Genomic DNA, 20,534 nt, shown 5'->3' with positions numbered 1-20,534 from the left:
CACATGGCGACCCGGAACGCGAAGGCGGAAGACATGACGGTCGCCGGCTTGAACATTCATCCGCTGAAGAGCGGCCGCGCCATCCCGCTGCAGGCGGCGTCGGTCGGCCTAGACGGTTTCGCCGGCGACCGCCGCTTCATGGTGACCGAGCCGGACGGGCGCTTCATCACCCAGCGCGAATTGCAGGCGCTGGCCCAGGTCGAAGCCCATCCGATGGATGGCACCGTTCGCCTTGCCATGAACGGCCGCGAACTCGTCCCCGCCTTCGACGCCGGCCGCCGCCTTCCGGTCACGGTCTGGGACAGCGCCGTCGACGCAGCCGTTGCCGACGAGGCGGCGAATGCGACGCTGTCGGACTGGCTCGGGCGCGAGGTGCGGCTGGTCCACATGGACGGGCAGGCGAGCCGCCACGTCGGCGAGAAATGGGCTGGCAATCCGGTGCCGGTCGGCTTTGCCGACGGCTTTCCGGTGTTGATCACCACCACCGGTTCGCTTGCCGACTTGAACCGGACGCTGGCCGAGAAGGGCCAGGAGCCGGTCGGCATGGACCGCTTCCGCACCAATATCCTGGTCGAGCACGACGGCGCCTGGGACGAGGACCTGTGGGAAGCGGTCGAGATCGGCGGCATCGTCTTCGATCTGGTCAAGCCCTGCGCCCGCTGCATCATGACCACGCAGGACCAGATCACCGGCGAGCGCATCGGCGGCAACCCGATCCAGGGGCTCGCCGAAAAGCGCATGTCCGCCGATCGCAGCGTCGCCGGCGTCCTGTTCGGCTGGAACGCCGTGCCGCGCGGCGAGGGCGAATTGCGCCTCGGTGATGCCGCCAGGGTCCTGCGTGAGCGGGCCGATCGCTGGCCGATGAAGGTGCGCGCCTGAGGCGGGTCGCCGGCGTCCCGGCATCCATCAAGGCTGCTGATGGATCGCCGCAAATTAATTCACTTTCTGACATGGGTCGGCGCGGCTATCTTCGCGGCTGACAAACCGGAGCAGAGCAGATGTCCGCCCCCACCTCGACCCTAGCCGCAGGCCGCGCCCACATGCCCTGGATGATCATCGCGGCGGGGTCGATCGTCGCCATGCTGACCTTCGGGCCGCGCTCGGCCATGGGCTTCTTCCAGTTGCCGATGCTGCAGGATACCGGCTGGGACCGCACCACCTTCGGCCTCGCCATGGCGATGCAGAACCTCTGCTGGGGGCTCAGCCAGCCGATCTTCGGCGCCATCGCCGACAAGTACGGCACCTGGCGGGTGCTCGCCATGTCCGGCGTCATCTATGCCTGCGGCCTCTTTCTGATGTCGCTCGGCGGCGCGCCCTGGACGCTGCATGTCGGCGGCGGCGTGCTGGTCGGCCTCGGCGTCGGCTCCGGCTCCTTCGGCATCGTCCTTTCCGCCTTCGCCCGCAACGTCACGCCGCAGCAGCGCTCCATGGCCTTCGGCCTCGGCACGGCGGCAGGCTCCGCCGGCATGTTCCTGTTCGCGCCGCTGAGCCAGGGGCTGATCTCGGCGCTCGGCTGGTCGGACAGCCTTGTCGTGCTCGGCGCGCTGATGCTGCTCGTGCCGCTGTTTGCGATCCCCCTGCGCGGCAATTCCGCATCGGGCATCCAGCGGGAGGCGGAATTCAAGCAGACCGTCGGCCAGGCGCTTTCGGAAGCCTTTGGACACAGGAGCTATCTCCTGCTCGTCGCCGGCTTCTTCGTTTGCGGCTACCAGGTCGCCTTCATCACCGCCCATTTCCCCGCCTATATCGGCGATATCGGCATCGACGCGCGCTATGCAGTCATCGCGCTGGCGCTGATCGGCTTCTTCAACATCATCGGCTCGCTCGCCTCCGGCGTCATCAGCCAGCGCTATTCCAAGCCCTATTTCCTGGCATACATCTATCTCGCCCGCTCCGTGGCGGTCGCCGCCTTCCTGCTTCTGCCGCAGTCGCCTCTGTCGGTGATCATCTTCGCCATCGTCATGGGACTCCTTTGGCTTTCGACCGTGCCGCCGACGAATGCGCTGGTGGTGATCATGTTCGGCACGCGCCATCTCGGCCTGCTCGGCGGCGTCGTGTTCCTGTCCCACCAGGTGGGCTCGTTCCTGGGGGTCTGGATGGGCGGCTATCTCTACGACCGCTTCGGCACCTACGATCCGGTCTGGTGGTTCGGCGCAGCCCTCGGCATCTTCGCGGCCGTCGTCCACTGGCCGATCCGCGAGCAGGCGGTCGCCCGTCCGGCCGCGGCCTGACGACGCATACTGCACGGCGCGGGCAAAAATGTCCGCGCCGGCTCCTTGCAAACTGTCACAAAACTTTCTAAATCACCCGGGCCGGCCTTGCCGGTTTTATTTGACTCCAGTTATGCTCAATGTGAGCAAATAAGGGCGCCGCCGATGGGCGGACAGTCAAGGGAGGGGTTCATGACCCAGCTTGCCACCGGTTCGAGTGCCGCACGGGAAGCCGCGCCGCTTTCGGCCGCCGAGCGCTTCGGCGTCGTCGACATGCCCGATCTCGCCTTCACGCCCGCCGTGGCCCGGGAGACGGAGCATCTCTACGAGCGGGTGAAGCAGTTCATCCCGGCGATCGAGTGGCCCGTCTATGCGCCCTACGTCCATGCCATCAACCGGCTGAAGAAGGAGCGCGGCGCGGTCATCCTCGCCCACAACTACCAGACGCCGGAAATCTTCCACTGCGTCGCCGATATCGTCGGCGATTCGCTGCAGCTTGCCCGCGACGCGACCAAGGTCGATGCCGAGATCATCGTCCAGTGCGGCGTCCACTTCATGGCCGAGACGTCGAAGCTGCTGAACCCGGAAAAGACCGTCCTCATTCCGGATGCGAAAGCCGGCTGCTCGCTGTCGGAATCGATCACCGGCGCCGACGTGCGCCTGTTGAAGCAGCGCTATCCGGGCGTCCCCGTCATCACCTATGTCAACACCTCCGCCGACGTGAAGGCCGAGACCGACATCTGCTGCACTTCCTCCAACGTGCTCGCTGTCGTCGAGAGCCTGGAGAGCGACACGGTGCTGTGCATCCCCGACGAGTACCTAGCGATGAATGTCGCCCGCCAGACCAACAAGAAGATCCTGACCTGGAAGGGCCACTGCGAGGTGCACGAGCGCTTCACCGCGGCCGAACTGCTGGCCTACAAGGAGGCCGATCCTTCGATCGAGATCATCGGCCATCCGGAGTGCCACCCCGACGTGATCGCGGTCTGCGACTTCTCCGGCTCGACCGCCGGCATGATCAACTACGTCAAGGACAACCGCCCGCCGCGCGTCCTCCTCGTCACCGAATGCTCGATGGCCTCCAATATCCAGGCCGAGGTCGAGGGTGTCGACTTCATCAAGCCGTGCAATCTCTGTCCGCACATGAAGCGCATCACGCTGCCGAAGATCCTGGAGAGCCTGGTGAACATGACGGATGAGGTCCTGGTCGATCCGGCGATTGCCGCCCGCGCCCGCCTCGCCGTCGAGCGGATGGTGAATTTGAAGCAGTGACGTGGGGGACATCCCGCGCAAACAGTTTGGAGAGAGGCCGCTTAACAGACCGTTCCGCCATATCCTTGTCCTTGGCCGGCATGGCCCCTCATCCCCCCTGCCGGGACCTTCTCCCCGCAGGCGGGGAGAAGGAGCAAGGCGGCGCGCCCATCGCTCCTCGCCCCGCCTGCGGGGAGAGGATGCCGGCAGGCAGGTGAGGGGCGGTCGTGAGCGCGCGGAGGAGGAATAGGACATGCCATCGGAGAGTTTTCGTCCCCAGTCCTGGAACGCGATCGATGATATCGTCATCGTCGGCGGCGGGCTCGCCGGCCTGTTCTGCGCGCTGAAGCTCAGCCCGCGGCCGGTGACGATCCTGGCTGCGGCGCCGATCGGGCAGGGAGCCTCGTCGGCCTGGGCGCAGGGCGGCATCGCCGCCGCGATGAGCCCCGGCGACACCTTCGACAAGCACGTGGCCGATACGCTGGAAGCCGGCGCCGGCATCGTCGACGAGAAGATGGCGCGCTCGATGGTCGCCGAAGGCCCGGCCCGTATCGCCGACCTTCTGGAGTACGGCGTCCCCTTCGACCGCGATCTCGAAGGCAAGCTGCTGCTGTCGCGCGAGGCCGCCCATTCCGAGCGCCGCATCGTCCGCGTTCGCGGCGACATGGCCGGCAAGGCGATCATGGAGGCCCTGATCGCGGCCGTCCGCAACACCCCCTCGATCCGCGTGCTGGAAGGCTATGTCGTCGAGGAACTGGTGCGCGAGGGCCGCTTCGTCACCGGCGTCGTCGCCCGTCCCGATGCCGGCCAGTCAAAGAAGCGCGTGCATTTCCCGGCGCGTGCCGTCGTGCTCTGCTCGGGCGGCGTCGGCCATCTCTATGCCGTCACCACCAATCCCTGGGAGGCCTGCGGCCAGGGCATGGGCATGGCCGCCCGCGCCGGCGCCATCATTGCCGATCCGGAATTCGTCCAGTTCCATCCGACCGCGATCGACATCGGCCGCGATCCCGCGCCGCTGGCGACCGAAGCGCTGCGCGGCGACGGCGCCCATCTCGTCAATGCGGCCGGCCACCGCTTCATGCCCGATATCCATCCCGACGGTGAACTCGCCCCCCGCGACATCGTCTCGCGCGGCGTCTTCGCCGAGGTCCAGGCCGGCCGCGGCGCCTTCCTTGATTGCACCAGGGCGGTGGGCAAGCACTTCCCGGAGATGTTTCCGACCGTCTATGCCTCCTGCATGGCCGCCGGCATCGATCCGGTGACGCAGCCGATCCCGGTCGTGCCGGCGGTGCACTACCATATGGGCGGCGTGCTCACGGACGCGGAGGGCCGCACCTCGATCGACGGGCTGTGGGCGGCAGGCGAGGTGACCTCCACCGGCGTCCACGGCGCCAACCGCCTGGCCTCCAACTCCCTGCTCGAGGCGGTCGTCTTCGCCGGCCGCATCGCCGACAACATCAAGGGCATGCTGCCCGAACCCAAGACCGGTGACTGGGGCCAGAACGCCGGCGAGAGCGACGACCTGGTGACGCTGGAGGACAGCCCGGCGCTGACCCGGCTGCGCCGGCTGATGAGCGCCCATGCCGGCGTGATCCGCAGCCGGGAAGGGCTGGCCGAGGCGATCGGCATGATCGCCACGCTGGAGCGCGAGAACACCCGCATGCGCTTCCACAACATCGTCACCACCGCCAAGCTGATCGCCGCCGGCGCCTACCTGCGCGAGGAAAGCCGCGGCGGACATTTCCGTGCCGATTTCCCCGAACAGCGCGCCACCTGGCGGCACCGCACCTACATGACGCTCGAAGACGCCGACCGTCTGGTCGCCGAACTCTCCGAGACGAAAGCGGCGTAAAGTGCGCAACGACGGGGTGTTTGGATCAGGGATTGTCAAAAATTGACAACGGTTCGCGCAAGCGTAGAATTGATGGCAAGGAGACAGAAGCCATGCCGACTCTGAATGTGAGCCTGACCCCGGAATTCTCGGATTTCATTGAGGAATCCGTCGCGAGCGGTTCCTATGTCTCCGCCAGCGAGGTCGTGCGCGAAGCCCTGCGGATCATGCGCGACGACCGCGACAGCGAGGCGGTGAAGATCGCCGTCCTGCGCAATGCCGTGGAGACGGGCTTGGCCCAGTCGCGCCGCGGCGAGCTTTCAGACCGCTCCGTTCGCGATATCTTTTCCGCCATCGCTGATGGTGAGTGATGGCGTGGCGGCTGACGAAGGAGGCAGAGCGGGACCTGGTGGAGATAGCCCGCTACACCATCACGGCCTTCGGACCAGATCAGGCGATGCGATATGCCGCCCTCATCGAGAAAGGGCTTGATATGCTTGCCGAGAACCCGTTGCGAGCAGCCTCGCGCCCGCGCGGCGAACTGGCCCCGGATGTCCGATCCTTCCATCTTGCGCAGGCCGCAGCGTCGCGGCATGCCGCCGCCCACATCGTCTATTATCACCTCGCCCGCGGCAGCCGGGATCTGGTCGTGCTCCGTATCCTCCATGAACGGATGGAACCGAAGACGCGGCTTTCCGATGCCAAGCGGCGAGACAAAACGCAGGAATGACCGTCATGACCAAGGCCCATCTTCCCGTCCTCTCGCCGCTTCTCGTCGAAGACCAGGTGCGGGCCGCGCTCAATGAGGATCTCGGGCGCGCCGGCGACATCACCAGCCAGGCGACGATAGCGCCCGAACTCTCTGCGACCGCGGAACTGAATGTCCGCGAGGACGGCGTGATCGCCGGGATGGCGCTCGCCGCCACCGCCTTCCGGCTGATGGATCCGGCGATCGTCTTCGAGGCCTTCGTTGCCGACGGCGACCGGGTCGTGCCCGGCACGGTGCTGGCGCGGGTGAGCGGACCGGCGCGGGCCATGCTGTCGGCCGAGCGCGTCGGTCTCAATTTCCTCATGCATCTGTCGGGGGTCGCGACCTACACCGCCACCTTCGCCGACGAGATCGCCCACACGGCGGCAAAGGTCTGCTGCACCCGCAAGACCATCCCCGGCCTGCGGGCGCTGGAGAAATATGCCGTGCGCATGGGCGGCGGTTCCTCGCACCGCTACGGCCTGGACGACGCGATCCTGATCAAGGACAACCATATCGCCGTCTCCGGCGGCGTCGCCGGCGCGGTGCACGCAGCACGCGCCTTTGCCGGCCACCTGGTCAGGGTCGAGGTCGAGGTGGCGACGCTGGAGGAACTGGAGGAGGCGCTGGAAGCGTCGCCCGACGTGATCCTGCTCGACAATATGGGACCGGAACTCCTGCGCCGCGCCGTCGAGATCAACCGCGACTGCGCCGGCCTGTCCGACGAGGCCTACCCGGCCGACCCGCGGCGGGTGAAGCTCGAGGCATCCGGCAATGTCAACATCAAGACGATCCGCGCGATCGCCGAGACGGGCGTCGACTATATCTCGACCTCGAAGATCACCATGGCCGCTCCCACACTCGACATCGGCCTCGACATCGCGGTCGGCTGAACGGCAATTTCTGCCCCGCCATGCGGAACACGCGGCGGACGGGTGAGTTGATATCCTGACACTATGTCCGAAGCACGTCGCGATCGTCCGGATCAGCGCCCGTGCCTTGGACGTTGTTTCTGCCCCGTCGTCGCAGGACCACGGTACGGTCTTGCGCGACATGCATTCGATGGAAGGACCGTCATGACCCGACTTGCCACCGCAACGTTCGCCGCCGCACTGTTTGCCGCCACCGCCGCCACCGCCCAGGACAGCAATACCGCTCAGGCGAACTTCCTCGGCCTCGGCGGGACGGAAAGCGGCCGCGCCACGCTGACCGAGAGCAATGGCGGCGTGCTGTTCGAGATCGAGCTGACCGGCCTGCCGCCGCGCAAGTGGGTGGCACTGCATATTCATGAGACCGGCGCCTGCGACCCGACCTCGTCGCACAAGTCCGCCGGCGGGCACTTCAATCCCGGTGAAAAGGAACACGGCTTCCTCGCCGCCGACGGCCCCCATGCCGGCGACATGCCGAACCAGTATGTCGGCGACGACGGCGTCATGCGCGCGCAGGTCTTCAACGGCATGGTGACGCTGAAGGAAGGCGACAACGGCATCCGCGGCCGCGCCATCGTCATCCATGCCGGCTTCGACGACTACCGCACCGCCCCCGCCGGCGGCGCCGGCGACCGCCTGGCCTGCGCGGTGATCCAGTAGGTTTTCAACGCGCCCTGAGACATCGCTGGAAATCGGCGCTGGCGGGTTCCTGCCCGTGCCATTTTGGGCGTGGCGATGCGCAGCGAATTTCTCGACTTTGAGCCTCGAAGGCTGCGCACAATCGGCAGGGCCGATGGTTGCTGTCTAGTTGAATTTGGCTGCTCTGTCCGCCGTTGACGGCGAACGCGGATAATCTCATAAAGGTTGCGTTGGCGGCGCAACGTGCAATTGCAGGGGGAATGGGGGCTATGGCGATCATGGGTACGAACGGCGCAGATTCACTGACGGGGACGAAGGGCAGCGACAGGATCGATGGTCGTCGCGGAAATGACGTGCTGAACGGCGGCGACGGCGCCGATAGCCTTCTTGGTGATGCCGGCGATGACATCTTGAACGGTGGGAATGGCGGCGATCGCCTTAATGGTGGTGCCGGCAATGACATCCTGAATGGCGGGAATGGCGACGATTACCTTGATGGTGGTGCCGGCATCGGTGACGATACGCTCAGGGGCGGGGCCGGTGACGACACTTACTCCTACTATACCGGCCGAGGCAAAGACAGAATCGTCGACACCGGCGGTATCGATACGCTCTTCATAAGCCTGGCGGAAAGCCTGACGGTCTTGTCTCCGTGGACCACGACCACGCTGGCAAACGGCACGTCCTTCAGGGGCATCGAGCATCTGGATGTGCAGGTGGATGGCACGGCCGATCGCGTAATCGTCATGAATTCCGGCGATGATTTCGTCCGTTTCGGCGCACGGCATCCAATGGGTGAAGACGCCTCCTACCGGGATGTCAATGAGTCCCAGTCGGTCGCATACAGCGTCGATCTCGGCGCGGGCGACGACAATTTCTTCAGTTCGTACAGTCATGCTGCCCATGTCATTGATGGGGGAGCGGGGCTCGATCATGCCGCGTTTGATTTTTTCCATGCCGAATCCGGTGTTGCCGTCTCGCTTGCAGCAACGGATTCTGGTGTCCCGTCATTGATACGATTGACGAATATCGAAAGCCTCGAGGTGGTCGGCGGTTCCGGCGATGACAGCTTCATCGGCGGTGCGTTGTCGGACAGTCTGTTCGGTGGTGGAGGCGACGACAGGCTGGAAGGCGGTGACGGGGAGGATCTGCTTGTCGGCCACGCGGGTGGCGACACGATCCTTGGCGGCGCCGGGGACGACGAAATCTATGGCGGCCGGAGACCAATCACCAACGATGAATCGGGCGATGGGCCCGACCTGCTGTATGGCGACAGCGGAAACGACTTCATATACACCACCAGTGGCGATAGTGCCGACGGGGGAGCGGACATCGATCGCTTGTATTTCGCCTCGAAAAGAGACACGACTTTCGTTTTCACGGATGGTGCCGGCTCCATAGATTCCGACACGACCGTTGCCAACTTCGAGGAACTCTCCTGGAGGGGCGGTGCGGAAAAGGACGTGGTGACGGGCGGCGCGCGCCGCGATTTCCTTGAAGGCAACGACGGCAACGATACGCTGAAGGGTGCTGGCGGCGACGACATGCTGGCAGACGGTCGCGGCGACGATCACCTCTTCGGCAATTCCGGAGACGACATCCTGGTTCGAGGAACGGAATTCCATTACCGGGACGGGAGTTGGACCGGCACCGATGTGTTCGATGGCGGCGCCGGCACCGACACGGTGCGTTTCGGCACCTTCGGTTTCTACTATCATTATTACGGGCATCCCATCGGACCGGTCGATCCAGACACGGACATCCTGGACTTTTATCTCTTCCGCGACGTTGCCGGTTCGGTCACCATCGATCTAGTCGACCAGAGCAAGAACGCCGGCCTCGCCGAAGGGCTTACGCTGAAGAGCGTCGAGGTCATCTATGGGGCGGCAGGCGAGGATGATCTTCGTGGAGCCGATGGCGCCGATGCGCTTCACGGCCATGGCAGTGACGACACGCTCTACGGGCGTGCTGGCAAGGACAGGCTTGACGGAGGCGGCGGAAGCGACAGGCTAGATGGAGGCAGTGGAAACGACCGGCTGGATGGCGGCAAGGGCAATGATAGGCTGACGGGCGGGCTCGGCGCCGACGATCTCCGCGGTGGCACGGGTGCAGACGTATTCGTCTTCAGGTCGATCGAGGAAACGACTCCTGGGAAATCCGGCCGGGACACGATCCTCGATTTCCGGGGCGCGGACAGAATCGACCTGTCGGCCATCGACGCCAGCACCAAGACAAAGGGCAACCAGGCGTTCACGTTCGTCGGAACGGATGCGTTCTCTAAGCAGGCCGGCGAACTGCGCTACGACAAGGGCAAGTCCGGCAGCTATATCCGTGCGGATGTGGACGGGGACGGCAAGTCGGATTTCGCGATCGAACTCGACGAGGTTCGTTCTCTTACGAAGGGCGACTTCATCCTCTGAGGGGTGGCGCTCACCGGGCCGCGCTACGCACCGGCGCCTGGTAATTAGCCCCTCTATCGCCCGCCGACCTTGAGCCCGGGCGCCGGGCGTTCTTCCAGGATCTGCTTGCGGAAGCGGAAGAGGGCGGCGGGGCGGCCGCCGGTGGCGGAACTCGTCGCGCCCGTCGGCTCCACCAGTTCGGCGCCCTCGACGAGGCGGCGGAAGTTCTGCTTGTGCAGGTGGCGGCCGGAGATCGCCTCCACGGTCGCCTGCAGGTCCGTCAGGGTGAACTCCGCCGGCATCAGTTCGAAGACGACCGGGCGGTACTTGATCTTGCCGCGCAGGCGCGCGACCGCGGTCGCAAGGATCCGGCGATGGTCGTGGCGCATGGCGACGCCGACGCCGGGCCTGCCGGGGGGCGCCCAGCCGTCCGTCACCGCTTCCGCCGCAAGGCCGCCCTCGTAGAGCAGTTCGTAGCGCTCCAGCACCCGTTCCTCGTCCCAGGGGAAGTCGTCGAGCCCGAAGGCGAGCCGCAGGCGCGCCTTGCGGCCGGGCAGCGCCTTGCTGTCATGGGCAGCGCTTTCCGCCGCCCAGGCGGTCAGCGCCGGGAGGATCGTCTGATCGAGGATCGCCGGCCGGCCGGAGCGCCAGTCCTCCCAGGGCAGGAAGGCATACCAGTCGCGCCAGCGGGCGCCTGCCGCCTCCAGCCGCTCCGTGGCTTCGGCGTCCATGCGCGTCAGCGCCAGGTAGCCGACGGAGACCATGTGCGTGCCGGCCTCGTCCGGCGCCTTCTGCCGGCCGCGGTCGCCGAAGGTGTAGAGTTGCTCGATATAGCCGAGCTTCAGCGCCGTCTGCGCCTCCACGCTGGCGCGAAGGCTGGTCTCGAAGGTGCGGTGGCGTGTCGGTTCGAATGGGCCGAAGGGCAGGGCGTCGCGCGCGCCCTGTTCGCCCGCGATCACAAGGATCGCCGGCGCGCGCGTGTCGATCGCCACCACCGCCGCGTTCAGGCCGATCTCGACGGGAGGCGAGGCCGGGATGCTCACGGGCCCGTTCCTTCACCAACAGGCGCGTCGGCGGCGGGCGGTTCGACCGGTAGGGAGAAGGGCTGGTCGCCCGCATAGTCCGCACCGCGGCCGATCTTCGCCACCGCGGCGACGAGCCGTCCCTGCCGCTGAAGCAGCGCGTCGCCGATCGCAACGATCCGGGCATTGGGCGTCGCCTGCCGGGAGACCGCACGCAGGCGCTGTGCCAGCGCTGCGTCGTCCTGGTCGGGCGCGACTGCGAGCGCTGCGATCAGGGCGGCCGCCGGCGAGCGCGAGACGCCCATCATGCAATGGATCAAAAGCGGCGCTGTCCGGTCCCAGCCGCGGGCGAAGGCGATCACCGCCTCGACATGGGCTTCCTGCGGGGCGACCAGCGCACCGGTGCCGGCAAAGGCGATGTCGTTCAGGGACAGGAGCAGGTGGCGGGCCGGGTCGATCACCGCCGGACGATGGAATTGCTGCTTCGGCGCCACCAGGCTGATCATCTCGCGGCAGCGGTTGCGGACTGCCATTTCGGCAACCTTCGGCAGCGGCGCGACAACGATACGGCTCGTGGCGCGATCGAGATTTGCACCGGCGCTCATGCCTGCCGTTCCCCGGTCGCGCCCGGGCGCTGCGCCTCCAGCGCCTCGAAGCGCTCGACGAAAAGCCGCTGCGCCTGCAGCGCCGGCAGCGGGGCCACCGGCAGCGTCTCGACCGCAATTCCGCGCGGTTCGCCGAAGAATTTCGCCGCCTCCGTGCGCGAGAAGCCGGCAAGCTCGGTCGCCTCGAAGAAGGCGGCGATGCGGTCGGCCTTCTTGATCTTGTCCTTCAGGGCGCGCGGTGTCTCGGCCGGCAGGCCGAAGCGCAGGTGCACGGCCGCCTCCAGCCGCTTCTCCACGGTCTTGTAGCCGCCGCCGACCACCGCCTTGAACGGCGAGATCATGTCGCCGATGACATATTCCGGCGCGTCGTGCAGCAGCGCCATCAGGCACTCGTCGGGTCCGCAGCGGTTCTGCTCGCGGAAGATCGCCTCGACCACAAGTGAATGCTGGGCGACCGAAAAGGCGTGGTCGCCGGCAGTCTGGCCGTTCCAGCGGGCGACGCGGGCAAGGCCGTGCGCGATGTCGGAAAGCTCCACGTCCAGCGGCGAAGGGTTCAGGAGATCGAGCCTGCGGCCGGACAGCATGCGCTGCCAGGCGCGCGGCTCGGTCCTCGTCCGTCCCGTTCCGCTCATTGCGCGGGCGCCCCGGCGCTCTCTTCGGGAAAGGAAAGCCCCGTCCATTCCGGCAGCCGCACGGTCACGTCCACCGCGCCGGCAAGGATCGGCGCCCCGGCCCGCTGCGCCTCGGCGACGCGGTCGATCCGGACGATTGCAAGCCCTCTTTCGCCGGCAACGGTGCCGAGCGTGCCGATCGTCTTGCCCTCCGCCACGATCTCGGTGCCGGAGGGCGGCAGTGCAGCCCGCGCCTCGACGATCACCGGCCGGCGGCGGGCGGTGCTGCGGTGCTGCATGCGCGAGACCACCTCCTGGCCGACATAGCAGCCCTTGCGGAAGGAGAGCCCCCCGGAAAGGTCGAGCAGCACGTCATGCGGAAACGCCTCCGACAGCGCATAGTCGGCGCCCGATTCGACGATGCCGCAATCGACCCGCAGCGCGTCGTAGGCCGAAGCCGCAGCGTTGCCGCCGCCGCCCGGCCGGCGCAGCACCTTTCGTCCGGCCCTGGCGAAGCGGTCGTCGGTGATTGCCTCGCCATCGTCGTCCCCTTCGCCATCCCAGGAGACGGTCGCCTCGGTTTCGCCGGTCGTCGCGATCGTCACCTGCGCGCGCAGCTTGTACATGGTCAGCCGCTTGACGAGCGCATCGCTCTGGGAGCCGGTGGTTTCCAGGCAAAGCCCGCCGCCGGGGAGGCGGAAGACGAGAAAGTCGAACAGGATCTTGCCCTGCGGGGTCAGAAGCGCCCCGGCCCGAGCCTCGCGCTGCGGCAGCGCGGCAAGGTCGGTGGTGATCAGCCCCTGCAGGAAGTCTTCGGCATCGGGGCCGGTGATCGTCACGAAGGCGCGTCCGGAAAGGGTAGTGGCGGGCATGGTTCAATCCAGTCCTGGCCAGTCCCGGCCAGCCTTGTCCAGTCTTGAGCGAACGCCGTGGCCAGCGCCCGAAATCAGGTTCGTGATCAGAGGTAGAATGCCGGTCGAGCCAGCGCAAGCCCTGCAAGCGCCCGGCGCAATCGGTCAATATCAGTGCAGGTTGGTATCAGTCGCCGGCGACGAAGAATTTCCACTGTCCGTCGGGGGAGATGCCGACGCGATAGAAGTTGTAGCCGCCGAATTCCTGCATGTCGGCGAAATCGCCGGCCGTGACGATTCGCAGCAGCTCCACCTTTTCGGGCGGAGACAGCGTATCGAGCGATTTGGCGGCGAAATAGGGCCAGACATAGGTCTCGTTCGGCGTGCCCGCGTCGACCTTGACGAAGCCGGTCGCCAGGACGTCGAGCAGAATCGCCAGGATTTCGATGCCGTCCGGGTCGCCGGACAGGCCCTTCAGCATCGTGACCGGATCGTCGGCGCCTTCGACGACGGAGACCTGCGTCTGCGTCGGTCCCTTGCCGAGCAGCGGGCGCAGCCGCTCGATGTCGCCGGACGCGGCCGCCTCGACAATCAGCTCGCGCATGCGACGGACCGGCTCGGGTGCCTTGGTGATGTCGTAGAGAACCTCGACCGGCGGTTCGGGCTCGGTGACCGCCGTGTCGTCCGCAGGCTCAGTCACGGCTTCGTCGCCGGCGCCTCTGCGAATCAGCGGATCGGGCAGGGGCAGCTGCAGCCCTTCGCCCGCATCGGGCTCGGCCTCTTCGGACGGCGGCGTCTGAGCGGTCGGCCCGCCGTCGCGTTCCGGCTGTTCCTGCGTCGTCTGTCCGGGAATCTGTTTCAGTTCGCTGAGGGCGAAGGCGGGAGTGCCGGTGCCGGGGCTTGCCGTGATCGCCAGCACGAACGAGACGGCGAACACGCTGCCGCGAAGCAGCCTGATGCGGTCGTACAAGCTCAGCATCCTTCTGGCCTTTTCGCCTATTGAAGCGTGCGTTCCGGAGAAAACTCGCCCGCGAGCATGCGCTCGCGCAGGGAAGTCAACATGGCCTCGGCGCCGTCTTCACCGAGCAGGCGGATCGTCTCGCGCATGGCAAGCGCAATCGCGGCGTCGGCGATGATTTCCGGCTCGATGCCGTCGGCCATCCCGTCCGCCCAAGCCTCGTTCTGGTGTTCCAGCGCGGCCTGCATCTTCTCGTGTACGATCATCTCGTCGATATCGTTCAGGCTTGGTTCCATCATGTGATCCATGCGAGGCATCTACTTCTTTACCAGACTGTTAATGAGCTTAGCAGCCTTTTATCAAAACGACACGGGTGCGGCGAAAAAGAGGTTAATTATCCGCTAATTTCCAAACCGGGCGGTAATTTCGGTGGCAAGTGTTGCACCTTCGTTACGGTAGCGTTGTTCTGCGACAACGGCCTGTTCGGTGCAAGAGGCATAGACGGAGGCGAACGAACGATATCCCCGGTTGAAGGCCGCGGTGAGCCGTTCCTTGCGCGCCTGCTCGCTGCCGGCCTCCATCGCGATCAGGTCTTCCATCGCCGTGCGCCAGGTGTCTTCCTTCGCCTTCAGGCAGAGATTGCGCAGGTAGTGGACGCCGCCCAGGATCTCCGAAAGCCGTTCCAGCCGCCCGTCATAGGGCGCGGGCTTGCTCTCGGCCGCCGGTGCGGTGGCGGGAGCCGGCTGCCCGGATGCGGCAGGGGCGGTTGCCTCCTGTGCCGCGGCGGCATGCGGGGCCACGGACAGGACGAGCGCCAGAACCGCTGCAAGCGCCGGAGACAAGAGGGCGGGGCGGGGGCTGTGCATCATCGCTTCACCGGAGGCCGCCTGGCTGCGGCGGGGCGGCATCGGTCCGGCCGCGATCGGCCTCCAGCCGCCGGATGCAGTCGCGCACGCTTTCCGGCGCCGGCAGGGAAGAGATCTCTTCGGCGGTGAACCAGCCGAGATCGGCCGCATCGTCGGCGGCAACGGCGACCGCGTCCGCATCGGCCTCGACGCGAAACACCGACAGGAAGAAGTGGCTGGCGGTCGACCGGCTGTTCAGGTCGTAGGTCGCATAGAGCCGGGGATCGCGGGCGGAAATGCCGGTCTCCTCCCGGAATTCGCGCAGCGCCGTCTCCGCCGGGCTCTCACCCGGCTCCGCCCGCCCGCCGGGAAAGGCATACATGTCCGCTGCCGGGGGATTGCGCCGCAGCACGAGCAGATAGCGCCCGTCGCGCTCGAGAATGGCAGAGGAGGCTGGTTTTGCGGTCATCGGCGGTTCCGACTCTTCATCTTCCCCCTTATAGGGGCCGCCGCCCGATTGTTCCAGACGTGCCGCGACCGCGGTCCGCAAACGTCGCATCGGCGTTGAAAACGGTCCGCACGCCGTCTATCTCGGGGATTGGTTGCAAAACAGGCGGGCGGTCATCATGTGCGGACGATTTGCTTTGACGGAACCGACCGCGAGATTGAAGGAGTTCCTCGACGTCGTCGACGTGGAAGAGTTTCCCGAGCGCTACAACATCGCGCCGACCCAGCCGATCCTGGTGGTGATCGCCGGCGACCGGCAGGAGCCCGGAAGCAATCTTCCCGATCGCAGGGCGCTGCTGGTGCGCTGGGGGTTCACGCCCTCCTGGGTGAAGGATCCGCGCGAGTTTCCCCTTCTCATCAATGCCCGGGCGGAGACGGCGATCGGCAAGGCGTCCTTCCGCGCCGCCATGCGCCATCGGCGCATCCTCGTTCCGGCGAGCGGCTTCTACGAGTGGCACCGTCCGCCCAAAGGGTCCAAGGAGAAGTCTCAGGCCTATTGGATCCGCCCGAGGAACGGCGGGATCGTCGCCTTCGCCGGGCTGATGGAAACGTGGTCTTCCGCCGACGGTTCCGAGGTGGATACGGGCGCGATCCTGACGACCGCCGCCAACAGGGCGATCGGCGGCATCCATGACCGGATGCCGGTCGTGATCGAGCCGCAGGACTTCGCCCGCTGGCTGGATTGCAAGACGCAGGAGCCGCGCGAGGTCGAGGACCTGCTGCGGCCGATCGACGATGCGTTCTTCGAGGCGGTCCCCGTCTCCGACAGGGTCAACAAGGTCGCCAATGTCGGCCCGGAGATCCAGGAGCCGGTTGCCCCGGCGCTCGCCGGGGCCGCAGCATCCCCTGCGGAAAGGCAGCAGGGTGCACGTCGGAAACCCGGCAAGGCCGGTTCCGGAAATGACGACGGCGGGCCGGACGATGGCGGCCAGCTGTCGTTGCTCTGAAGGCTGCGGCGCCGTCAAGGCGACAAGGCCGCGCCCGCCGGCGATCGGCGCCGGTCAGGCTTCCGCCGCGTCCTTCAGGCAGGCCGGCAGCTCTCCCTTGGCCGGCTTGTCGCCCTTCGGCTTGCGCTGGCTGGCTGCCGCCAGCACCGCCTTCAGCCGCAGCGGCTTGTATTGTTCCTCGAGCTTCTCCGACTTTCGCCCGCGCGGCGAAGTTGATCGCTTCGCACCTTCAGTAAACATTCTTTACTCCCATTAATAATTCCGGAACACCAAGATACGCTTATGTACTACCCGGTGCGCCATCGGAATATAGAGGCCGATTTTGGTGAAATTCTGCCGAAATGTCGAATTATGTTGGACCTGTCTGGCTTGATATTTGTTAACAATTATTAACATGCGCACAATATAAATGTGCGCTAGGCGTGCGCCGGAAGCCGCTTCCCGGCTGCCTGGTCAGGCGTTCGGAACGGATTTCTCCTGTCGCCGGGCGTTCAGGTGCAATGCCGCGGCGATGACCGCCCGCAGCCCTGCCGGTCGGACCCGTTTGCCTGTGCCGTTGGCCGGCGTCAGTCTGGCGGCAATCTTCGTGCTCATCGTCGTTGTCCTCCGTGGCTCTGGTGGATGGGCTGTGACGTCTTTTTGCCAGTGCCGGGATGCCTGCGGTGTTTCCGAAGGAACAGGGCGGATGCCAGTCCTCTTGCCGCTGGGCGGCGGAGCGCCTGGCGGGCGTCTCGCACTTCCACCGAAGCGGGCGACGATTTTGTCGATCGCGGGCGCGCGGCGGCCTTGACCGCCGCGGATTCCGGCGCGATAAAGCGAGCCATGAAAACGGAACTCTGCATTATTTGCCGGAGCATTATTCGCTAGCCTCACCGCTGGCTTGGCCGTTTTCGTCTCCTGAAATCCCCAGATGACAAACGGACCGGGCCGGCCGGACGCTTGCACTTGGGAGAATTTCGATGGCCGAGAAGCCGGTCCTGACCCTCTACAACACGCTGACGCGGTCGAAGGCGCCGTTTGCGCCGATCGATCCTGACAACGCGCGCCTGTATGTCTGCGGCCCGACCGTCTACGACTTCGCCCATATCGGCAATGCGCGGCCCGTCATCGTCTTCGACGTGCTCTTCCGGCTGCTGCGGCATGTCTATGGCGAGAGCCGCGTCACCTATGTCCGCAACATCACCGACGTCGACGACAAGATCAACGCCCGGGCGCTGCGCGATTTCGGCCGTGACATCGAGGCCGGCACCGTCAGCCTCAACGAGGCGATCCGCCGGGTGACGGAGAAGACCGCCGACCAGTTCCACGCCGATGTCGCGGCCCTCGGCACGCTGCCGCCGACGCACGAGCCGCGTGCCACCGAGTTCGTGCAGAAGCGCCAGGACGGCCGCGCCGACATGGTCACCCTGATCGAGCGGCTGATCGCGCGCGGTCATGCCTATGAGGCCGGTGGCGAGGTGTTGTTCGACACCTCCTGGGCGGAATATGGCGAACTGTCGAAGCGCAATCTCGACGAGCAGCAGGCCGGCGCCCGCGTCGCCGTCGACAGCCACAAGAAGAACCCCGGCGATTTCGTGCTGTGGAAGCAATCTTCGCCGGAAGAGCCCGGCTGGGACAGCCCCTGGGGCCGGGGGCGCCCGGGCTGGCATATCGAGTGCTCGGCGATGTCGGCCGCCTATCTCGGCGAGACCTTCGACATCCACGGCGGCGGGCTGGACCTGATCTTCCCCCACCACGAGAACGAGATCGCCCAGTCGCGCTGCGCCCACGGCACGAAGGTGATGGCCAACGTCTGGATGCACAACGGCTTCGTCCAGGTCGAGGGCCGCAAGATGTCGAAGTCGGAAGGCAACTTCGTCACCATCCACGACCTGCTCGAAACCGACACCTTCGGCGGCCGCACATGGCCGGGCGAGGTGCTGCGGCTTGCCATGCTGATGACGCACTACCGCGAGCCGATCGACTTCTCGGTCAAGCGGCTGGAGGAGGCCGAGCGCCTGCTTGCCAAGTGGCCGGTGGCCGAGGCGGGAGAGGGCAGCGTCGATCCGGCCATTCTCGCGGCATTGGCCGACGACCTGAACACGGTCGCCGCGGTGCAGGCGCTGCATGCGCTGGCCCACAGGGCCTCGACCGACCCGGCTGCGGCCGCCTCCTTCCAGGCCAGCGCGGCGCTGCTCGGGGTGAAGCCGAAAAAGGTCGAGATTTCAGAGGCCTTGGAGGCGGGCGTTGAATCGATCATTCAACTACGCCTCGAAATGCTGAAGGCGAAGAACTTCACGGAAGCCGACAGGATCCGCGACGATCTTCTCTCCAAGGGCATCCAGCTCAAGGACGGCAAGGACCCGGCCACCGGCGAGCGGGTGACGACATGGGAGGTCAGGCGGTGAGGTTTGCCACCGCATGGTGATTGGCATATGCTTTGGCATATGCCATTTCGGATGGAGGCTGCGATGAATGTCGTCCGCGTTGAGAAGGACACCGGCAGGGAGACCGGCGAAAGGGTCGTCAAGCTGTTCCGCAACGGCCGCAATCAGGCTGTGCGCATTCCCGTGGAATTCGAGCTGCCGGGTGACGAGGCGGTGATGCGCAAGGAAGGCGACCGGCTGATCATCGAGCCGAAAAAGAAGAAGAGCGATCTTCTGGAGTGGCTCGCGACGCTGGAGCCGATCGATGAGGACTTTCCCGATCTCGATGAGAGCCTGCTGCCAAACCGGGAAATCGATCTGTGACCGAGGCACGTTACATGCTTGATACCAACACGGTCGCACACCTTTTCAGACACCCCCAAGGAACTGTGGCCGCGCGCATTGGCGAGATTGGAAGGGATAGCATTTGCGTCAGCGTCATTGTCGCTGCGGAGATGCGCTATGGCAGCCGCAAGAAGAACTCGGCTCGCCTCTCGGCAGCGGTCGAGGAGTATCTGGCGCGTGTCGAGGTTGTCCCCTTTGATGCGCCGGCAGACGAAACCTATGCGGACATCCGCCTGTCGCTGGAGGGACGCGGCAAGCCGATCAGCCCCAACGACATGCTGATCGCCGCCCACGCACTTTCTCTCGGCATGACATTGGTGACAGACAACATGCGCGAGTTTACCCGCATCGAAGGATTGGCAATCGAGAATTGGATCCAACGCGACGAGACCGCCCCATGACCGCCCCCCTCTACACCGGTGGCTGCCAGTGCGGTGCGGTCCGGTTCCGGGTCCGCGGAGTGCTGGCCGACAGTTCGATCTGCCATTGCCGCATGTGCCAGAAGGCCTTCGGCGCCTATTATGCGCCGCTGGTCTCCACCCGCGGCGCCGAACTCGTCTGGACGCGGGGGGAGCCCAAGAAATTCCGCTCCTCGAATTTCGCCTCCCGCGGCTTCTGCGCCGATTGCGGCACGCCGCTGACCTACGAGGCCCCCGACGGGGTCGCGCTGGCGGCCGGCGCCTTCGACGATCCCTCGGCGCTGCCGCCGGTCGTGCAGTTCGGCACCGAGGCGAAGATCGGCTTCGTCGATGCGCTGCACATGCTGCCGGGGCATACGACCGAGGAGGATGCCGAAGAGGCGCCTTTCGTGCTCGATGTCGTTTCCTTCCAGCATCCTGACCACGACACGACCGTCTGGCCGCCAGAGGCAGGCGAAGCGCAGGGCCAAGATGACGGGGCGGGGGAAGGGGCATCCACCCCGCCGGAGGGGCGCCGATGAGCATTGCGCGGATCTATACCGGCGGCTGCCAGTGCGGCGCCGTGCGCTACCGCGCCGAGGGCGTGCTGGAAGATCCGCACCTGTGCCACTGCCGCATGTGCCAGAAGGCGGCCGGCAACTATTTCCTGCCGCTCGCCAATGTCGCGCGCGGCAGTTTCAGCGTGACGCGGGGCGAACCGGGCTGGTTCCGCTCGTCCGAGCACGTTCGCCGCGGCTTCTGCCGCGATTGCGGCACGCCGCTGTTCTACGACATGCCCGCCGAAGGCTTCATCAACGTCGTGCTCGGCTCGCTCGACGATCCCGAGGACGTCCGCCCGCATGCGCAGTCGGGCGTCGAATCGCGCATGTTCTGGTTTGCCCAGCTTGCCCGCCTGCCGGAGAAGGAAACGGACGCGGCCGGACCCGCCGGCCGTGAACACCACCTCGCCATCCTGGAATCGAACCGCCAGCACCCGGACTACGACACCGATCACTGGCCACCGGAGGACTGA

The 20,534-nt window shown here is 66.1% G+C and carries 25 protein-coding genes; 15 read left to right on the top strand and 10 right to left on the bottom strand.

Translation table 11 applies throughout. The features are described from left to right. Window positions 1–33: 33 nt before the first annotated feature. The 9 genes from OCK02_RS20080 (at window position 34) to OCK02_RS20040 (ending at window position 10,028) form a co-directional block, all read left to right on the top strand. Window positions 34–879, top strand: coding sequence for an MOSC domain-containing protein (locus OCK02_RS20080; RefSeq protein ID WP_263814634.1), 846 nt, complete (start codon window positions 34–36; stop codon window positions 877–879). Window positions 880–998: 119 nt separating this feature from the next. After that, complete coding sequence (locus tag OCK02_RS20075) at window positions 999–2,231, top strand: MFS transporter (protein WP_263814568.1); 1,233 nt, start codon at window positions 999–1,001, stop codon at window positions 2,229–2,231. Window positions 2,232–2,402: 171 nt separating this feature from the next. Next, window positions 2,403–3,482 (top strand): quinolinate synthase NadA, encoded by a 1,080-nt coding sequence (gene nadA, locus OCK02_RS20070; protein WP_263814567.1) that lies wholly within the window; start codon window positions 2,403–2,405, stop codon window positions 3,480–3,482. A 232-nt stretch (window positions 3,483–3,714) separates the two neighbouring features. Further along, entirely contained in the window at window positions 3,715–5,313 is a 1,599-nt protein-coding gene (locus tag OCK02_RS20065) for an L-aspartate oxidase (RefSeq protein ID WP_263814566.1), read from the top strand. Window positions 5,314–5,405: 92 nt separating this feature from the next. Beyond that, window positions 5,406–5,663: a type II toxin-antitoxin system ParD family antitoxin gene (locus tag OCK02_RS20060; RefSeq protein ID WP_263814565.1), complete on the top strand. Its 258-nt coding sequence runs from the start codon at window positions 5,406–5,408 to the stop codon at window positions 5,661–5,663. Continuing rightward, entirely contained in the window at window positions 5,663–6,022 is a 360-nt protein-coding gene (locus OCK02_RS20055) for a type II toxin-antitoxin system RelE/ParE family toxin (protein ID WP_263814564.1), read from the top strand. The genes OCK02_RS20060 and OCK02_RS20055 overlap by 1 nt, the downstream gene beginning before the upstream one ends. A gap of 5 nt (window positions 6,023–6,027) precedes the next feature. Beyond that, on the top strand, window positions 6,028–6,933 hold the full coding sequence (gene nadC, locus OCK02_RS20050) for a carboxylating nicotinate-nucleotide diphosphorylase (RefSeq protein WP_263814563.1): 906 nt from the start codon (window positions 6,028–6,030) through the stop codon (window positions 6,931–6,933). 183 nt (window positions 6,934–7,116) lie between these two features. After that, window positions 7,117–7,629, top strand: a complete 513-nt coding sequence (locus OCK02_RS20045; protein WP_263814562.1) for a superoxide dismutase family protein — start codon at window positions 7,117–7,119, stop codon at window positions 7,627–7,629. Between the two features lie 248 nt (window positions 7,630–7,877). Then, window positions 7,878–10,028, top strand: a complete 2,151-nt coding sequence (locus tag OCK02_RS20040) for a calcium-binding protein (RefSeq protein WP_263814561.1) — start codon at window positions 7,878–7,880, stop codon at window positions 10,026–10,028. 53 nt (window positions 10,029–10,081) lie between these two features. Here OCK02_RS20040 and OCK02_RS20035 read toward each other — a convergent pair whose 3' ends face one another. From OCK02_RS20035 to OCK02_RS20000, 8 genes are all read right to left on the bottom strand, one after another. Beyond that, window positions 10,082–11,044, bottom strand: coding sequence for an NUDIX hydrolase (locus OCK02_RS20035; protein ID WP_263814633.1), 963 nt, complete (start codon window positions 11,042–11,044; stop codon window positions 10,082–10,084). 2 nt (window positions 11,045–11,046) lie between these two features. Continuing rightward, window positions 11,047–11,634 (bottom strand): tyrosine phosphatase family protein, encoded by a 588-nt coding sequence (locus OCK02_RS20030; protein ID WP_263814560.1) that lies wholly within the window; start codon window positions 11,632–11,634, stop codon window positions 11,047–11,049. Further along, window positions 11,631–12,266 carry a YfbR-like 5'-deoxynucleotidase gene (locus OCK02_RS20025; protein ID WP_230803414.1) on the bottom strand — a complete coding sequence of 212 codons (636 nt, stop codon included), beginning with the start codon at window positions 12,264–12,266 and terminating at the stop codon, window positions 11,631–11,633. The genes OCK02_RS20030 and OCK02_RS20025 overlap by 4 nt, the downstream gene beginning before the upstream one ends. Continuing rightward, window positions 12,263–13,117: a YgfZ/GcvT domain-containing protein gene (locus OCK02_RS20020; protein WP_263814559.1), complete on the bottom strand. Its 855-nt coding sequence runs from the start codon at window positions 13,115–13,117 to the stop codon at window positions 12,263–12,265. The genes OCK02_RS20025 and OCK02_RS20020 overlap by 4 nt, the downstream gene beginning before the upstream one ends. 166 nt (window positions 13,118–13,283) lie before the next feature. Then, complete coding sequence (locus OCK02_RS20015) at window positions 13,284–14,075, bottom strand: hypothetical protein (protein ID WP_263814558.1); 792 nt, start codon at window positions 14,073–14,075, stop codon at window positions 13,284–13,286. 17 nt (window positions 14,076–14,092) lie between these two features. Further along, on the bottom strand, window positions 14,093–14,362 hold the full coding sequence (locus OCK02_RS20010) for a hypothetical protein (protein WP_183806986.1): 270 nt from the start codon (window positions 14,360–14,362) through the stop codon (window positions 14,093–14,095). Window positions 14,363–14,455: 93 nt separating this feature from the next. Next, window positions 14,456–14,923 (bottom strand): TIGR02301 family protein, encoded by a 468-nt coding sequence (locus OCK02_RS20005; RefSeq protein WP_263814557.1) that lies wholly within the window; start codon window positions 14,921–14,923, stop codon window positions 14,456–14,458. A gap of 4 nt (window positions 14,924–14,927) precedes the next feature. Beyond that, window positions 14,928–15,368 carry an NUDIX hydrolase gene (locus tag OCK02_RS20000; RefSeq protein ID WP_263814556.1) on the bottom strand — a complete coding sequence of 147 codons (441 nt, stop codon included), beginning with the start codon at window positions 15,366–15,368 and terminating at the stop codon, window positions 14,928–14,930. A gap of 157 nt (window positions 15,369–15,525) precedes the next feature. Between OCK02_RS20000 and OCK02_RS19995 the strand changes: the two genes are divergently transcribed. Then, window positions 15,526–16,353: an SOS response-associated peptidase gene (locus tag OCK02_RS19995; protein ID WP_263814555.1), complete on the top strand. Its 828-nt coding sequence runs from the start codon at window positions 15,526–15,528 to the stop codon at window positions 16,351–16,353. A gap of 54 nt (window positions 16,354–16,407) precedes the next feature. Here OCK02_RS19995 and OCK02_RS19990 read toward each other — a convergent pair whose 3' ends face one another. Together OCK02_RS19990 and OCK02_RS19985 are read right to left on the bottom strand one after the other, a co-directional pair. Further along, the gene (locus OCK02_RS19990; protein ID WP_230803425.1) at window positions 16,408–16,593 is read right to left on the bottom strand and encodes a hypothetical protein; all 186 of its coding nucleotides are present in this window, start codon (window positions 16,591–16,593) and stop codon (window positions 16,408–16,410) included. Window positions 16,594–16,806: 213 nt separating this feature from the next. Then, window positions 16,807–16,947, bottom strand: coding sequence for a hypothetical protein (locus OCK02_RS19985; protein ID WP_230803427.1), 141 nt, complete (start codon window positions 16,945–16,947; stop codon window positions 16,807–16,809). A gap of 365 nt (window positions 16,948–17,312) precedes the next feature. On the opposite strand from OCK02_RS19985, the gene cysS reads away from it, so the two are divergent. The 5 genes from cysS (at window position 17,313) to OCK02_RS19960 (ending at window position 20,534) form a co-directional block, all read left to right on the top strand. Continuing rightward, window positions 17,313–18,740, top strand: a complete 1,428-nt coding sequence (cysS, locus tag OCK02_RS19980; RefSeq protein ID WP_263814554.1) for a cysteine--tRNA ligase — start codon at window positions 17,313–17,315, stop codon at window positions 18,738–18,740. Window positions 18,741–18,803: 63 nt separating this feature from the next. Continuing rightward, complete coding sequence (locus OCK02_RS19975) at window positions 18,804–19,082, top strand: antitoxin (protein WP_263814553.1); 279 nt, start codon at window positions 18,804–18,806, stop codon at window positions 19,080–19,082. Window positions 19,083–19,096: 14 nt separating this feature from the next. Then, window positions 19,097–19,504, top strand: a complete 408-nt coding sequence (locus OCK02_RS19970; protein ID WP_263814552.1) for a type II toxin-antitoxin system VapC family toxin — start codon at window positions 19,097–19,099, stop codon at window positions 19,502–19,504. Continuing rightward, complete coding sequence (locus OCK02_RS19965; protein ID WP_263814551.1) at window positions 19,501–20,043, top strand: GFA family protein; 543 nt, start codon at window positions 19,501–19,503, stop codon at window positions 20,041–20,043. The genes OCK02_RS19970 and OCK02_RS19965 overlap by 4 nt, the downstream gene beginning before the upstream one ends. After that, window positions 20,040–20,534 carry a GFA family protein gene (locus tag OCK02_RS19960; protein WP_263814550.1) on the top strand — a complete coding sequence of 165 codons (495 nt, stop codon included), beginning with the start codon at window positions 20,040–20,042 and terminating at the stop codon, window positions 20,532–20,534. The genes OCK02_RS19965 and OCK02_RS19960 overlap by 4 nt, the downstream gene beginning before the upstream one ends.

The sequence above is a fragment of the Rhizobium sp. TRM96647 genome (genome assembly GCF_025780115.1).
Lineage (GTDB): Bacteria > Pseudomonadota > Alphaproteobacteria > Rhizobiales > Rhizobiaceae > Mycoplana.
Note: the sequence above shows the minus strand (reverse complement) of the source record. Positions and strands in the feature narration are given on the sequence as shown.

Excerpts from the sequence above, each read along its gene's own strand:
- OCK02_RS19990 (WP_230803425.1), bottom strand. The coding sequence starts at position 16,593 with ATGTTTACTGAAGGTGCGAAGCGATCAACTTCGCCGCGCGGGCGAAAG.
- OCK02_RS20000 (WP_263814556.1), bottom strand. The coding sequence starts at position 15,368 with ATGACCGCAAAACCAGCCTCCTCTGCCATTCTCGAGCGCGACGGGCGC.
- OCK02_RS20040 (WP_263814561.1), top strand. The coding sequence starts at position 7,878 with ATGGCGATCATGGGTACGAACGGCGCAGATTCACTGACGGGGACGAAG.
- OCK02_RS20060 (WP_263814565.1), top strand. The coding sequence starts at position 5,406 with ATGCCGACTCTGAATGTGAGCCTGACCCCGGAATTCTCGGATTTCATT.
- OCK02_RS20075 (WP_263814568.1), top strand. The coding sequence starts at position 999 with ATGTCCGCCCCCACCTCGACCCTAGCCGCAGGCCGCGCCCACATGCCC.
- OCK02_RS20005 (WP_263814557.1), bottom strand. The coding sequence starts at position 14,923 with ATGATGCACAGCCCCCGCCCCGCCCTCTTGTCTCCGGCGCTTGCAGCG.
- OCK02_RS19960 (WP_263814550.1), top strand. The coding sequence starts at position 20,040 with ATGAGCATTGCGCGGATCTATACCGGCGGCTGCCAGTGCGGCGCCGTG.
- OCK02_RS20055 (WP_263814564.1), top strand. The coding sequence starts at position 5,663 with ATGGCGTGGCGGCTGACGAAGGAGGCAGAGCGGGACCTGGTGGAGATA.
- OCK02_RS19995 (WP_263814555.1), top strand. The coding sequence starts at position 15,526 with ATGTGCGGACGATTTGCTTTGACGGAACCGACCGCGAGATTGAAGGAG.
- OCK02_RS19965 (WP_263814551.1), top strand. The coding sequence starts at position 19,501 with ATGACCGCCCCCCTCTACACCGGTGGCTGCCAGTGCGGTGCGGTCCGG.
- OCK02_RS20080 (WP_263814634.1), top strand. The coding sequence starts at position 34 with ATGACGGTCGCCGGCTTGAACATTCATCCGCTGAAGAGCGGCCGCGCC.
- nadC (WP_263814563.1), top strand. The coding sequence starts at position 6,028 with ATGACCAAGGCCCATCTTCCCGTCCTCTCGCCGCTTCTCGTCGAAGAC.
- OCK02_RS19970 (WP_263814552.1), top strand. The coding sequence starts at position 19,097 with ATGCTTGATACCAACACGGTCGCACACCTTTTCAGACACCCCCAAGGA.
- OCK02_RS20065 (WP_263814566.1), top strand. The coding sequence starts at position 3,715 with ATGCCATCGGAGAGTTTTCGTCCCCAGTCCTGGAACGCGATCGATGAT.
- OCK02_RS20025 (WP_230803414.1), bottom strand. The coding sequence starts at position 12,266 with ATGAGCGGAACGGGACGGACGAGGACCGAGCCGCGCGCCTGGCAGCGC.
- OCK02_RS20020 (WP_263814559.1), bottom strand. The coding sequence starts at position 13,117 with ATGCCCGCCACTACCCTTTCCGGACGCGCCTTCGTGACGATCACCGGC.
- OCK02_RS20010 (WP_183806986.1), bottom strand. The coding sequence starts at position 14,362 with ATGGATCACATGATGGAACCAAGCCTGAACGATATCGACGAGATGATC.
- OCK02_RS20030 (WP_263814560.1), bottom strand. The coding sequence starts at position 11,634 with ATGAGCGCCGGTGCAAATCTCGATCGCGCCACGAGCCGTATCGTTGTC.
- OCK02_RS20045 (WP_263814562.1), top strand. The coding sequence starts at position 7,117 with ATGACCCGACTTGCCACCGCAACGTTCGCCGCCGCACTGTTTGCCGCC.
- OCK02_RS20015 (WP_263814558.1), bottom strand. The coding sequence starts at position 14,075 with ATGCTGAGCTTGTACGACCGCATCAGGCTGCTTCGCGGCAGCGTGTTC.
- cysS (WP_263814554.1), top strand. The coding sequence starts at position 17,313 with ATGGCCGAGAAGCCGGTCCTGACCCTCTACAACACGCTGACGCGGTCG.
- OCK02_RS19975 (WP_263814553.1), top strand. The coding sequence starts at position 18,804 with ATGAATGTCGTCCGCGTTGAGAAGGACACCGGCAGGGAGACCGGCGAA.
- nadA (WP_263814567.1), top strand. The coding sequence starts at position 2,403 with ATGACCCAGCTTGCCACCGGTTCGAGTGCCGCACGGGAAGCCGCGCCG.
- OCK02_RS19985 (WP_230803427.1), bottom strand. The coding sequence starts at position 16,947 with ATGAGCACGAAGATTGCCGCCAGACTGACGCCGGCCAACGGCACAGGC.